This window comes from Atribacterota bacterium (genome assembly GCA_039638595.1).
In the GTDB taxonomy this organism is placed as follows: domain Bacteria; phylum Atribacterota; class Atribacteria; order Atribacterales; family Caldatribacteriaceae; genus Profundicultor; species Profundicultor thermophilus.
The window spans coordinates 77881-91206 of the sequence record JBDIWM010000001.1; the positions used below are offsets into that span (position 1 = coordinate 77881).

The following is a 13326-nucleotide window of genomic DNA, read 5'->3' on the forward strand; positions in this document are numbered from 1 at the left end:
TGTCACTCAGGTATCATTCACCCTCAATGAAATGCATAACTCTCCTCCCAAAAGCGATACTCAAACCAAGTGGCCCGTTGAAAAAGACCAACGAGATTCACGTGCTTTCTTTCTGAAACACCACTCAGCTCTTCTTCCACGCGGGTAAGAAGCTCACTGGTAATCCGCCTATACCCATCGCTGACATAACTCTCTACCCAGAAACGGTATACCGAAGGGATATTTGTTTCTATCTGAGGAAATAGTTGTTCTCCGATTTCCAGATAACTCCAGAAACAAGGACAAATTGCAACGAGGATATCAAGCGCATCCCCTTCATACGCCGTGCGAAGCAGAAAGTCACCATACGCAGACGCCGCTTCACCCCTGGGAAAAGTTTTTGTTTTACCTTCTTTTGCGATTACTTCATGCATTGTTATTTCACCATGTAAAGTCTCATAGAGTAGTCGAACGGCAAACCTTTTGGTCTCTCCGCACGATTTAGCCACCAGAATCCCCAAGGTGGAAAGAAGATCCTGGAGGTAGTGATCATCCTGACTTAGGTAATAATCGAACTTGGTTCGGGGAAGAACACCCCGAACCAATTCCACCAAAAATGGATGAGTCAGAATTTTCTGCCAATCGGCGATAACGCTAAGACGAAGTTTTTGGATAAACGGCCCCACGCTTTGGTATCTCCTTACCTTTACATTTTAAAACGAGAAACTGCCTGGCGCAATTCTTGAGCCAATTCAGAGAGGGCTTTTGTTGTCCCAGCAACACCTTCCAAAGAGGCACTCTGTTCTTCCACTGAAGCCGAGACCACTTCGCTTGAAGCAGCGTTCTCGCTGGACACCGAAGCGAGTGAAGCAATGCTTTCAGAAACGAACCGAATATGCCCCAAGACTTCCTCAATGAGTTTGACGTTATCTTCGGAAAGGGTCGTAATTTCTTCTTCTCCTCTTTCGGTCGTTTTTTGAGCATTCCTCGCTGTCTCAAAAGCCTGAGCCAAAGCTTGAATGCTTTCCATTACCCGGTGTATGGCCTGAGCAATGGTGCTGAATCCAGTGCTCGCTTCCTGTGTCTGTCGCACACCACCGTCAACTCGAGAACGTGCTTCTTCCATTTTTTCTACCGCCATGGCAGTATCTTTCTGGATCTCTGCGACGAGTTGCGCAATCTGCTGGGCAGCCTGCGCTGAGTTCTCGGCCAACTTTCGGACTTCTTCGGCCACCACCGCAAAACCTCTCCCAGCTTCGCCAGCCCGAGCCGCTTCAATGGCCGCATTGAGAGAAAGGAGATTGGTCTGTTCGGCAATGGTGGTAATGATATCAACAATCTTTCCAATTTCTTGCGACCGTTCGTTCAATGTGGATATGGCCTTTCCTGCTTCTCCGGCAACCTGAGAGATGGAAGAAATGTTATTCAAGAGAATCTCCAGAAGTTCCCGCCCCTTTTGAGCTTCCTTCTGGGTATTTTCCTCTTCTTTTTCCACCATGGTAATAGCCTTCTCAATTTCAGTGAGAGAGCGTGAATTTCTCTGCAAGTTCTCTTTCATTTCCTCAAGAAGAGCAAGGTTTCGCTGCGTAGCCCGGTTCACCATATCGGCTTTTTCAGCCATTTCCTCAGCTCTTCGACTAAGCTGGTTAAGGTCTTCACTCTGTTTCGCGGAACCCTCAGCTACCTGCGCTACAGCACCGGCGACTTCTTGGTTTGCTCTGGTTATCTCCTCCAAAGAACGGGAAACCTCGACACTCGAAGAAGCAAGACGTGTGGAAACCTCAACAATGCTTCGGGCCAAGTCCCGCAAATTGGAGACCATCTGCGAAAATACCCCAGCCAGAATTCCCACCTCATCCCGAAACCGTTCTTTCAGACCCTCAAGCTCAGCGGTTTCTACACTTAAATCCCCCGTCGCAACGAGTTTCGCAATACCCGTTATTTTGATAATCCCCGAAGAAACCATTCCCGAAATCCAAAGAGAAAGCAACGTAACCACCACACCAATAACGGCAATAATCACTAAAAGCCAGGTTCGCACCATCAGCACTCCGGCGTACGCTTCTTGAACGGGAATTTCAGCGAGAACTTGCCAGCCGGAAAGTTCTGATTTAGAAAACGCCAGGATGTTACTCCGACCATCTCCTCCTTGCAAACCACTTTTCTCTTCCATGAGCCTTTTTCCCAAAGTAGCATCGACATCAGAAATTTTGGTCACTAAAGCCTTATCTTCATCAGGATGAATGGCAAAATATCCCTCTCCATCCACCAAAACCACAGAGCCACCTTGTCCCACCCGGATGGAAGCAACCATGTTCTCGAGGTCTTCCACAGAAACAACCATTCCCAACACTCCAATAAGCTTCTCGTTGACGACCTGCGGTTGAAATACCCACACTACTTTCTTTCCGGTTTCCTTATCCCGTTGAAAACCCGAAAAGGTGGGCAACACCGTTGACTTCGCTTTCAAAAAGTAGGGGTTATCCCTCAACGCAATCTTGGCACCCTTATTATCCGAACCCTCCCCGTCCGGATTCACGTAAAAGGTCTGAACCGCGTTAGGATCCCTACCGGCAGAAAGTTGGTCAATCTTTCTCTGTGCCCAGGCGTCAACAGAGCGAGCCACGGTATCGGCAATGCTCAGCAACTGGGAGTTATACGCCTCGGTGAGCGAAACCTGAAAACGGGAGAAAGCATAAAAAAACAGGAAAAGCAACGGACCCAAGGAAAAAACGAGAAAAAAAATCATCAACTTTCCCTTTAAACCACGGTGAAGCATGATAAGCCCTCCCTTAGTTATGAGGCTTCTAACGGACGACTTGGCTCATGAATAATAGAGCGGCCGTCCTCTTTCTGAAGACGTTTTGGTGAGCATGAAAAAGAAACCAGGGACAAACTCTGGAAATCACAAGGCGAAAGCGGCATCGATACAGTATTCCTGTAAAGACCATAATTCGTGCGAATTTTTATCCTCATTCTCCATCCCCCTTTTTCACCTCTCCACTTCTATATATCGGTGCATACGGAATAAACTTTAGTTTGTCCCTGAGCCTTTTCCTGAAAAATAACAATTTACTGAGCAAATTTCCTCTGTAACAATTCCCAGACCTCCCGTTCGACCCTTTCAAGATACGCCAGACGTTCAGCGTACTTGCCCCCATCAAAAGGCGTCTGTAAGAAGATATCAACAAAAACCAGAGCCTGAGCAAGGTCGATGGTTCGCGCACCCAGAACCAGAACATTAGCATCGTTGTGTTTTCGAGCATTCAGAGCGGTAAACTCATTGAAAACAAGCACTGCCCGCACGTTAGGGTAACGGTTAGCACCAATCGACATACCCCCACCGGTTCCACAGATGAGAATTCCCCGCTCTACCTCCCCCAGAGAAACAGCACGAGCGACTTTCTGAGCATAAGGGCCGGTCCCAGTGGGCGTTTCATCCGCTGCTCCATAATCCAGTACCTCGTATCCCTCGTGTACCAGCTTCTTTTTAACTTCCTCCTTAAAACGAAAACCAGCATGATCCGAAGCAATGGCGACTTTCATCATTGTGCCAGCTCCCCAAAACGGGCAAAAATTGCCAGGGCCGGATCAACCGGAACTTTGGCCCGTTCAACATTTTTGGGAATAACAATGGTGGGAGTGGACTTTAATATTTTCCCTTCGAACTGAGGCAACCACTGTTTCTCTTTTTCCAACATCTCCCGAACCATGTCCCGAACTTCTTTCAGAGTAAGTACCGCTCCGGTGAGGGGATCCAAGGCACAGGCCTGGACGACGTATTCCGGATCACCACTTTTGGCTGCCAGTACTGCCAGGCGCTGGACGTTAATATTGGTTAAATTTAAGGCTGCACACTGAGGAGGCAGGTTCCCCACAATGGTTCGATGTAATCCTGAACGGTCCGCATACATGGGTCCTTCGGCACAGCAATCCGGAGGAAGATTGGTAATCATTCCATCGTTCCGCACGTTTCCGTTGAATTTGAAGGTTTTTCCCGTTTCCAGAGCCTCAATGATGTATGAACAGTATTCCACGCTTCGCGGTGGAAGAGTTACCGGCTCATCACTCAATACATCCCTGTTCTGATACTTAAAAGCGACGTACTGCGACCACTTATAGTAGGCTCCAGACTCACCACCAAAAGATGGTTCGTCACAGTAAAGTGACAAGGCTTTCCCGTTCTTGCGGAACCAGGGAACATATTCTGAAAGATGGCCAGTCGACTCAGTCATGAAGTACCCAAAATGCCGAAATACCTCTCCACGTACTTTTTCGTTGACATAGTACTCAGGCTGCTCAAAACGCTCCCGCAGAATAGGATAAAGGTCCTTCCCTCGGTGCTCCAGTTTAATAAACCAGGCCATATGATTAATTCCGGCACAGATATAATCAATTTCCTCCTTCGGTACCCCCACGTATCCAGAAATCAAATCCAGAGTGGTCTGGACCCCATGGCAAAGACCAACAAACTGAACTCTGGTTTCTCCCAATGCCCAGCAAACCATGGCCATAGGATTGACGTAATTAAGGAGAATGGCTCTAGGACAAACTTCTTCCATTTCTCGAGCAACTTCAAGCATGACGGGAATGCTCCGCAGGGCTCGAAAAACTCCTCCCGGTCCAAGCGTATCGCCAATACACTGATCCACACCATATTTAAGAGGAATTTCATAATCCATCTGAAAAGCCGACACCCCGCCAACCTGGAAGGTAGTAATCACATAATCTGCATCCCGCAGGGCTTCTCTGCGATCCGTGGTAACGTACACTTCCGACTTGAGGCGATTGGCCTCAATGACCCTTTTAGCAAAACGTTCTACCTGGCTTGTGCGGGTGGTAGAGGGAGCCATCAACGCAAACTGCGTCTCTTCCAGAGGTGGCGTAGCCATAATATCAAGCATGAGTGTCTTGCAGAAAACGATACTTCCTGCTCCAATAATGGCAATCTTTCTCATGTTCCATCCCCCTTATGGTGTCATGGATTGAAATATATTCTAAGTATACCATCCAAAAAAATGTTATCTCTATCCAACATCGCTCTTTTCCTCTATAATGGTTTCAAGATGAAAAGGAGGGAAAGAATATAGCAGATTGGATCTGGATACTGATTCCCTTAGCAGGAATTTCGGTCGCCGTTGTGGCCATTCTCACCGAACACCGTCAAAAAATGGCCATGATTGCGAAAGGACTTTTACCTCAGGACCTGAAGACTCCATCACCACCCAAACGGGGGGATACCGGACAAAGTAGTCTCACCACCATTGCCATCGGCATCGCCTTTCTTCTTGCCGAAGTCATAGGAAAGTTAAACTCCTGGATTCTGGTCCCAGCGTTTATCTGTATCTGCGTGGGAGGGACACGTCTTTTGGTGTTATTTTTTTCTCCGTCGCCCCTCACCAGAAAAGTAATCAACGCTGCACAGGGGTTTCTTCTGGGAGGACTCCTTTCACAACTCCCAAATCCAGAACGCCGTTTGTCACCCACAGTGACCGGCTGACGAAGGTCCACTCCTTTCCCCAGAGGTCACTGACTGTTCCTTTTGCTTCCCTCACCAGGCATATTCCTGCCGCCACATCATAGAAAGAAATCCCCAGTTGAACATACCCATCTAGACGACCACAGGCAACATAGGCCACACCCAACGCCGCACTTCCCATGGCCCGGAGAGCCTGACAGGTAGTCAACAATCGAGCATAGAGTGGCTCGATAAACGCCCAGCGTTTTTCATCGTGGGGAAAACCGGTCCCCACAATTGCCTGATGCCACGTGTCCACCGGAGAAACTCGAATCGGCTCTCCATTGAGGAAAGCACCCTGTCCTTCTTCAGCAAAGAAAAGCTCTTTAAGAACAGGAGCATAAATCACCCCTATGGATGGTTTTCCACCCCGAAAATATGCCATAGAAATAGCATAAAAAGGTAAACCATGGATGTAATTACTCGTCCCATCAATCGGATCGATGACCCAGGTGGAGGAAAAATCCTCCAGTGGATATCCACTCTCTTCACCCCAGACCAGATCTTTCGGAAAAGAGCGATTCAGTTGCCTGGCGATTAAATGCTGCGTCTCCTTATCAACCTCGGTCACAACGTCAATGAGGCTACTTTTGGTTTCAACTTTGCCTACCGAATGGCACCGAGAAAAAGCGAATTTTCCTGCCTCTTGAGCAATTTCTAAGGCCTTTTTTGTTCTTTCACTAATCACCGTTCGTCCTCCCTTTCAATCTCCAAAATAGGTTCCCATAGAACGAGCCACATCAAGAATTGGGGAATCAGGGGGCACAACTTTAAGTGAAACAATGGCCTCTTTCAGAGTCACTGGCACAATATCCTTCCCGCGCAGCGCAGGGAAATGGCCAAACATCCCTTCTACCACAAGATCTACGGCTTTTGCACCAAAACGGGTAGCCAAAATCCGGTCAAAAGCCGTGGGTGAACCACCTCTTTGCAGGTGCCCCAGAATAACGGTTCGAGCTTCTAAACCAGTTCTTTCCTCAATACTTTGGGCAACAACATGACCAACACCACCCAGACGAATCTGGTCGTGACTCTCCTTGACGATTTTCTGAACCACCATTTCACCACCTCGAGGGCGAGCCCCTTCGGCTACCACCACAATGCTGAAACGCTTTCCGGCCTGCTGTCTTTTCCGGATAAACTCTCCAACTTTAGCTAGGTCGAAAAGAATCTCAGGGATGAGAATCACATCACCCCCTCCAGCAATTCCCCCATATAACGCAATCCATCCTGCATAACGACCCATCACTTCCACCACCATTACCCGATGGTGAGACTGCGCTGTGGTGTGTAGCGCATCAATCGCTTCAGTGACAATTTTTACCGCCGAGTCGAAACCAAAAGTGAGATCCGTCCCATTCAGGTCATTATCAATAGTCTTGGGAACTCCGACAATTCGAAGGTCCATCTGGGAAAGCCTCTCTGCCACATGGAACGTTCCATCCCCCCCGATGGCAATCAAGGCATCAAGTTTAAGTTTTTCATAAGTTTCGACCACCTTTTGAGACCGATCCTCAAAACAGAGTTCTCCTTTTTCGTCACAAACCGGGTAATGGAAAGGATTCGCCCGGTTCGAAGTACCGAGAATGGTTCCACCCAATGGCATGATGCCGGAAACATCGTTGTAATTGAGAGAGCGCCATCTTTCCTCCACCATGCCCTCAAAACCATCTAGAATACCAATTACCTCAAAACCATATTTGAGGATCGCTCTCTTTACTACCGCATGAATGACCGCATTAATACCCGGGCAGTCTCCCCCTCCACTTAAAACTCCAACGCGTTTCACTGCTTAGCCCCCCTTCAGGATTCACAAGGCGCTCACATTGCCAAACTCTTTCTACTCCTAATTGGAAAAGCACTCCCAATATTTTACAATATAAGTGTACAAGTAAGTAGTTTAAAAAAGAAACCCTAAAAGGACAAAATATGTTAACATCCACTTTTTGCCACATACCGAACATAGGAGAAAAAATCGAACGAAAGCTCTGGGAACATGGCATTACCACCTGGGAGGAAGCGCTACTTGAACTTTCGCCTCAGCGTCTCCCTTATCCAGCAATCCATTATACCCTGAAATCCTTTGTACTTCGCTCCCTGAGCCATCTTGAGCGAGAGGAAGCTTTATTCTTTGCCAGCCTCTTGCCCTCTCGAGAACTCTGGAGGATGTTTCCTGAATTCAGGCACCATTCAGTATTCCTTGACATTGAAACCACCGGCCTCAATCCTCCTGATGATCATATTACCACCGTTACTCTTTTCAACGGGCAAGAGATTAAGACCTTCATCCACGGTATCAACCTACAGGAATTCGCCCGAGAAATCGTACGTTATAAAGTGCTCATCACCTTTGGTGGCAAGTGTTTTGATGTTCCTTTCATTGAAAGGACTCTGAGAATAAAGCTTCCTCAGGTACATATTGACTTGCGGTACGTCCTACGAAGTTTAGGCCTGCGAGGAGGTTTAAAAGCTTGCGAAAAAATGTTAGGCATCGACCGGGGAGAGCTGAAAGGAGTGGATGGATACACTGCAGTACTACTCTGGCAGAAATATGAGGAAGGGTGTCCTGAGGCTTTAGAAACCCTTCTGGCGTATAACATCGCTGACACTGTAAACCTCGAGAAACTCATCGTCTTTGCCTACAATGCCAAACTTTCTTTGCTACCCCTTTCGCTTCCTCCTCTACCGGAACCATCATCCCGGATTGTCATCCCTTACAAAGCCCATCCGGAAGTCATTCAAGAAATATTTTACGAGAAACTTCGTTACTTTTCTCAAAAAGGAGAAAACACATGACCGAAAGAGAATCGATTCAGGCCATCGTCAAGGGTAATTACAGCAATCCTTTCTCGTTCCTGGGGATGCATGAAATCCAGCAGGGTGTGGTCGTACGAGTTTTCCTTCCCGGTGCTCAAAACGTCACCGTGATGGAAAAAGAAGGAGGAAAGTTATTCCCTCTTACGAAGGTCCATGAAGAGGGTTTTTTTCAAAGGATTTTGGAAGGATACACGGCTTTCCCTTACCTACTTAAAATCAAAAAAGACGGTAAAGAATATACGATTCGGGATCCATATTCCTTTCCACCCTTTCTCACCGACCTTGACCTCCACCTCTTCAACGAAGGAACCCATCACTACGCCTATGCCAAACTTGGTGCCCATTGTATCAGCATGGAAGGGACAGAAGGGGTCCACTTTGCTGTCTGGGCTCCGAATGCCGAGCGAGTCAGTGTAGTCGGAGATTTTAACAATTGGGATGGAAGAGTACATGGTATGCGTCCTTTAAAAAATTCGGGAATATGGGAAATCTTTATTCCCGGAATTGGAGAAAATACCCTATACAAATTTGAGATTAAAACCAAAACCGGCCAACTCCTGCTCAAATCCGACCCTTATGGCTTTTTCTTTGAAGTACGTCCCAAAACCGCTTCAATCGTTTACAAACTGGACGGATTCCACTGGGGTGATGAAGAATGGATGGAAAAGCGAAAGAACACAAACCTTCTGAAAAGCCCTATGAGTATTTACGAAGTGCATCTTGGCTCATTCAAAAGGGGGGAAAATAATTCGTTTCTCAATTATCGGGAACTTGCCCACGCACTTGTCAAATATGTGGTAGAAATGGGGTATACCCACATAGAGCTTCTCCCCATTGCCGAACATCCTTTTGACGGTTCCTGGGGTTATCACGTTACAGGATATTTTGCCCCTACCAGTCGCTTTGGTTCACCTCACGATTTCATGTACTTCGTAGACTACTGCCATCGTCATGGTATCGGGGTAATCCTCGACTGGGTCATCGCCCATTTTCCGAAAGATGCCCATGGATTGGGGCATTTCGATGGTACCGGACTCTATGAGCACGCCGATCCCCGTAAGGGAGAGCACCCTCATTGGGGAAGTTATATCTTCAATTATGGTCGCCACGAAGTACAGAGCTTTCTCCTCTCCAACGCTTTCTTCTGGCTCAAGGAATATCACATCGATGCCCTACGAGTCGACGCGGTGGCGTCCATGCTTTACCTTGATTACGGCAGGAATGAGGGAGAATGGATTCCCAACATCTATGGCGGACGAGAGAATCTGGAAGCTATGGATTTCTTAAAAAAACTCAATGAGCGTCTTTACACCAGTTTTTCTGGTATTGCCACCGTTGCCGAAGAGTCAACGGCCTGGCCAGGCGTAACCCTACCACCGTACCTTGGAGGGCTTGGCTTCCTTTTTAAATGGAACATGGGGTGGATGAACGACTTTCTCCTCTACATGAGCAAGGACCCCATCTACCGTAAGTATCATCATAATAATCTGACTTTCGCCCTAATGTATGCATTCTCGGAAAACTTTATCCTTCCCCTCTCCCATGACGAAGTGGTTCACGGCAAAAAAAGTATGATTGAAAAAATGCCCGGAGACTGGTGGCAGAAATTTGCTCAGCTTCGCTTGGCGTATGCCGTCATGTTTGGATATCCGGGCAAAAAGCTCCTCTTCATGGGAAACGATTTTGGTCAGTGGAGAGAATGGAACCATAATCAAGAATTGGACTGGTTTCTTTTGAACTACCCTACTCACTCCGGACTCAAGCGTTTTGTCCAGGATCTCAACCACCTTTATCGCCAGGAAAATTCGCTCTTCGAATGTGATTACTCCTGGAAGGGTTTTGAATGGATCGATTGTCATGACGCCGACAATTCCGTTATTTCCTTCATCCGTAAAGCCGAAAATCCCGATGATTTTCTCCTGTTTGTGGCTAATTTTACCCCGGTGGTGCGCTTTAATTACCGTCTGGGGGTACCGAAACCTGGACATTACCGGGAAGTTCTCAATAGCGACGCTGAAATTTACGGTGGAAGCAATGTGGGAAACTGGGGGCTGGTTCATGCTCAGGAAGAACCTTCCCACGGAAGGCCTTATACCCTTTCCTTGACACTTCCCCCCTTAGGATGCCTTATTCTGAAGTGGGAGGGTATAAAATAGGGCATAATGTGCTGCAACACGACTTGCTTCGTACATACTTTCATACCGAGCAATGCCTCGACCAGCTATATCAAAAGCCGTGCCGTGATCCGGAGCAGTACGGATAAAGGGGAGCCCCAGCGTAACACTCACGGTACGGTAAAAATCAAGGCACTTAGTGGCAATGTGTCCCTGGTCGTGATAGAGTGAAAGAACCGCGTCAAAATTTCCCTGTGAAGCAAAAAAGAAAACCGAATCCGCCGGATAGGGACCGGAAACCTGGTATCCTCTTTTTCTCAGTTCCTTTACAGCGGGCATAATTTCTTCGATTTCCTCTCTTCCCAAAAGCCCACCTTCTCCAGCATGGGGATTTAAAGCCGCAACCGCAATCCGAGGGACAGAAATCCCCAGAAGTCGAAGATACAAAACCATTTTTTCCCCGAAAGAAACCAGAGCCTCTTTTTTCACGTTTTCAATGGCTTCTTTAAGAGAAAGGTGGCGCGTTAAAAAGAAAACCCGCAATGTTCCCACCTGAAACATGGTTAAAGCCTGATCCACACCACTTAAAGACTGTAAAATCTCGGTGTGACCAATGAAGGGAATACCAGCCTGATAAAGGGCCTCTTTGTTGATGGGAGCAGTAACAATACCTTGCACCTTTTTTTCCAAGGCGAGCATGGTGGCCCTTTCAATATATTCGTAACTGGCTCGTCCCATTTCCGGAGTGATTTTTCCAAAAGAGAAAGAAGGATCAACATTACCAAGGTGGAGGAGCAATGGACCATCTCCCTGCACTGGAAAACGAGCCTCCTGCCAATGTACCGTAATCCCACTTACTTTTTGTGCTCTCTCCAAAACACCCCCATCGCCAACCACAAGGGGAATAGCTTCTATATCCCAGGAAGCTATAGTTTTGACCACGATTTCAGGACCCACCCCAGCTGGATCCCCCATGGTGAGAGCCAGAACGGGCTTTAACAATGTTCTCTCCTCCAGGAAATTAATCTCTTTACACCTTCTTCAACTTCCTCCTTTCGCCGACAAATGGAAATCCGCACAAATCCCTCTCCACTCTCCCCAAACGTATCTCCAGGAGCGAAAGCGACCTTTTCTCTGAGGAGCAGTTCCTTGCAAAATTCCAGTGAGGGCCTCCCAAACTCTCGCACATCCACCCACACATAGTACCCTCCCTGAGGATTAAAGAAGCGAAAACCACCCTCAGAGAGTAAAACCGTAACAATACGACGGTTATCGTCATAATAACGCACCATTCTTTCGATTTCCTCTCTGGGAAGGTCAAGAGCAATTTCAGCAGCCTTTTGAGAAATATGGGAAGTACAGGCAATGAGGTATTCTGCAACCTTCGCACAGTGAGGGAAAAGCGACGGCGGAACCACCATATATCCCACCCGCCAGCCGGTGAGAGCATAGGTTTTGGAAAAAGAAAAGATAGTCACCAACCGTTCTGAACTCACCATCTCAAACATACCGACGTGCTGACCCTGATACACATATTTTTCGTATGCCTCATCGGAAATCACGAGTAACCCATATTCCTCAGCAAGACGGGCAATTTCTTCTAGCGTTTCCCGGGAGAAAACCACCCCTAAGGGATTGGAAGGAGAGTTCACGAGGATCGCTCTGGTGCGAGAATTCACCAGACGGCGAATCTCGGCAAAATCGGGAAGGTACTGGTTTTCAGGAAGGAGATGATAATGAACCGATTTTCCTCCACAGAGTTCTACTTGGGAAAAGTGGTTCGTAAAGCCAGGATCAGGTACCAGTACCTCGTCACCTGGACGAAGAACGGTACGAAAAACCGTTACAGTTCCGAACAGTGACCCAGGTAAAACCATAATCTGGTCGACCGGAACCCGCCATCCTTTTTCTGCAAAAAGCTTAGCTGCAATTTTCTCCCGCAGAGAAGGAATGCCCACTGTAGGCGTGTAACGAATTTCTCCCTGGAGCAAAAATTGCTGTAACCGCTCTGTAACAAAAGCAGGAGTGGGGAAATGGGGTTCACCCATTTCCAGCCGAATGGAATCAGGTATAGCGAGAGCCATCCCCATCAACTCTCGAATCCCAGAACGCGGGAGTTGTGAAACTTCCTGTGGCACTTCCATGGTTCACTCACATCCTTTTCTGGCTTTGTATCATTCAAAACGGCTTTTCAGGAACCTTCTCCCAATCAGCAAGAAAATTTTTCAAACCGATATCAGTGAGAGGATGTCTGACCAGGTTCTGAATCACACCAAAAGGAAGGGTGACAATATGAGCTCCAATTTTTGCCGCTTCAACCACATGCATGGGATGACGCACCGATGAAACGATGACTTCAGCAGTCATTCCATAATTTCGAAAAATCTGGACGATGTCGGCTACAAGACGCATACCGTCGCTCGATATGTCATCGAGTCTCCCTACAAAGGGGCTGACGTACTTTGCGCCGACTTTTGCCGCCATGAGCGCCTGCAAAGGGTGGAAAATGAGGGTGGTATTCACAGCAATACCCTCAGAAGCAAGGGCCCGAATCGCCTTCAAACCCTCCGCGGTCATGGGAATCTTGACCACAATATTGGGTGCCCAGCCATGAAGTTCTCTCCCTTCCCGGATCATACCTTCGGCATCAAGACTGACCACTTCAGCCGAGACTGGTCCAGGCACAATTTTACAAATTTCCATAATCACTTCCTTAAAACCTCGTCCGGTTTTGCTCACCAAGGTAGGATTAGTGGTCACACCATCAAGAATTCCCAGCTCAAGAGCCTGACGAACCTCATCCACGAAAGCCGTATCGATGAAAAATTTCGTCCTCACCATCCTCCTTTCTGTGATATGCCCCTCTACTCAAAAAACCAGTGGGGGATGTTGACGCAC

General features: G+C 47.6%; 12 protein-coding genes. 3 read left to right on the plus strand and 9 right to left on the minus strand.

All coding sequences use genetic code 11. The features are described 5' to 3' along the window. Positions 1-23: 23 nt before the first annotated feature. The 4 genes from ABDK92_00370 to melA all read right to left on the minus strand — a co-directional run bounded on the left by ABDK92_00370 (position 24) and on the right by melA (position 4937). Positions 24-665 (minus strand): hypothetical protein, encoded by a 642-nt coding sequence (locus tag ABDK92_00370; protein ID MEN3185079.1) that lies wholly within the window; start codon positions 663-665, stop codon positions 24-26. A 20-nt stretch (positions 666-685) separates the two neighbouring features. Next, positions 686-2758, minus strand: a complete 2073-nt coding sequence (locus tag ABDK92_00375) for a methyl-accepting chemotaxis protein (GenBank protein ID MEN3185080.1) — start codon at positions 2756-2758, stop codon at positions 686-688. A 293-nt stretch (positions 2759-3051) separates the two neighbouring features. Then, positions 3052-3528, minus strand: a complete 477-nt coding sequence (gene rpiB / locus ABDK92_00380; GenBank protein ID MEN3185081.1) for a ribose 5-phosphate isomerase B — start codon at positions 3526-3528, stop codon at positions 3052-3054. Further along, positions 3525-4937 (minus strand): alpha-galactosidase, encoded by a 1413-nt coding sequence (gene melA, locus ABDK92_00385; GenBank protein MEN3185082.1) that lies wholly within the window; start codon positions 4935-4937, stop codon positions 3525-3527. Before melA ends, rpiB begins: the two co-directional genes overlap by 4 nt. 182 nt (positions 4938-5119) lie before the next feature. Here melA and ABDK92_00390 point away from each other — a divergent pair, with 182 nt between their 5' ends. Continuing rightward, the gene (locus ABDK92_00390; protein ID MEN3185083.1) at positions 5120-5479 is read left to right on the plus strand and encodes a hypothetical protein; all 360 of its coding nucleotides are present in this window, start codon (positions 5120-5122) and stop codon (positions 5477-5479) included. Here the strand turns inward: ABDK92_00390 and ABDK92_00395 are convergent. Both ABDK92_00395 and ABDK92_00400 read right to left on the minus strand, forming a co-directional pair. Then, entirely contained in the window at positions 5391-6185 is a 795-nt protein-coding gene (locus ABDK92_00395; protein MEN3185084.1) for an inositol monophosphatase family protein, read from the minus strand. The two genes, ABDK92_00390 and ABDK92_00395, sit on opposite strands and share 89 nt — an antisense overlap. A 15-nt stretch (positions 6186-6200) precedes the next feature. Continuing rightward, positions 6201-7286, minus strand: a complete 1086-nt coding sequence (locus ABDK92_00400; GenBank protein MEN3185085.1) for a 6-phosphofructokinase — start codon at positions 7284-7286, stop codon at positions 6201-6203. A 140-nt stretch (positions 7287-7426) separates the two neighbouring features. Between ABDK92_00400 and ABDK92_00405 the strand changes: the two genes are divergently transcribed. Continuing rightward, positions 7427-8293 (plus strand): ribonuclease H-like domain-containing protein, encoded by an 867-nt coding sequence (locus tag ABDK92_00405; GenBank protein MEN3185086.1) that lies wholly within the window; start codon positions 7427-7429, stop codon positions 8291-8293. Continuing rightward, entirely contained in the window at positions 8290-10470 is a 2181-nt protein-coding gene (gene glgB, locus ABDK92_00410) for a 1,4-alpha-glucan branching protein GlgB (protein MEN3185087.1), read from the plus strand. The genes ABDK92_00405 and glgB overlap by 4 nt, the downstream gene beginning before the upstream one ends. Here the strand turns inward: glgB and pdxA are convergent. The 3 genes from pdxA to fsa are packed head-to-tail and all read right to left on the minus strand — an operon-like array spanning position 10432 to position 13269. Further along, a complete protein-coding gene (pdxA, locus tag ABDK92_00415) occupies positions 10432-11430 on the minus strand; it encodes a 4-hydroxythreonine-4-phosphate dehydrogenase PdxA (protein MEN3185088.1) in 999 nt (332 codons plus the stop codon). The genes glgB and pdxA overlap by 39 nt on opposite strands. After that, entirely contained in the window at positions 11424-12572 is a 1149-nt protein-coding gene (locus ABDK92_00420; protein MEN3185089.1) for a pyridoxal phosphate-dependent aminotransferase, read from the minus strand. Before ABDK92_00420 ends, pdxA begins: the two co-directional genes overlap by 7 nt. 34 nt (positions 12573-12606) lie before the next feature. Next, positions 12607-13269 carry a fructose-6-phosphate aldolase gene (gene fsa / locus ABDK92_00425; GenBank protein ID MEN3185090.1) on the minus strand — a complete coding sequence of 221 codons (663 nt, stop codon included), beginning with the start codon at positions 13267-13269 and terminating at the stop codon, positions 12607-12609. Positions 13270-13326 lie beyond the last annotated feature (57 nt).

What these genes read in the sequence shown, in the direction of transcription:
- ABDK92_00375 (MEN3185080.1), bottom strand. Translation starts at nt 2,758, where the DNA reads ATGCTTCACCGTGGTTTAAAGGGAAAGTTGATGATTTTTTTTCTCGTT.
- rpiB (MEN3185081.1), bottom strand. Translation starts at nt 3,528, where the DNA reads ATGATGAAAGTCGCCATTGCTTCGGATCATGCTGGTTTTCGTTTTAAG.
- melA (MEN3185082.1), bottom strand. Translation starts at nt 4,937, where the DNA reads ATGAGAAAGATTGCCATTATTGGAGCAGGAAGTATCGTTTTCTGCAAG.
- ABDK92_00405 (MEN3185086.1), top strand. Translation starts at nt 7,427, where the DNA reads ATGTTAACATCCACTTTTTGCCACATACCGAACATAGGAGAAAAAATC.
- glgB (MEN3185087.1), top strand. Translation starts at nt 8,290, where the DNA reads ATGACCGAAAGAGAATCGATTCAGGCCATCGTCAAGGGTAATTACAGC.
- ABDK92_00420 (MEN3185089.1), bottom strand. Translation starts at nt 12,572, where the DNA reads ATGGAAGTGCCACAGGAAGTTTCACAACTCCCGCGTTCTGGGATTCGA.
- fsa (MEN3185090.1), bottom strand. Translation starts at nt 13,269, where the DNA reads ATGGTGAGGACGAAATTTTTCATCGATACGGCTTTCGTGGATGAGGTT.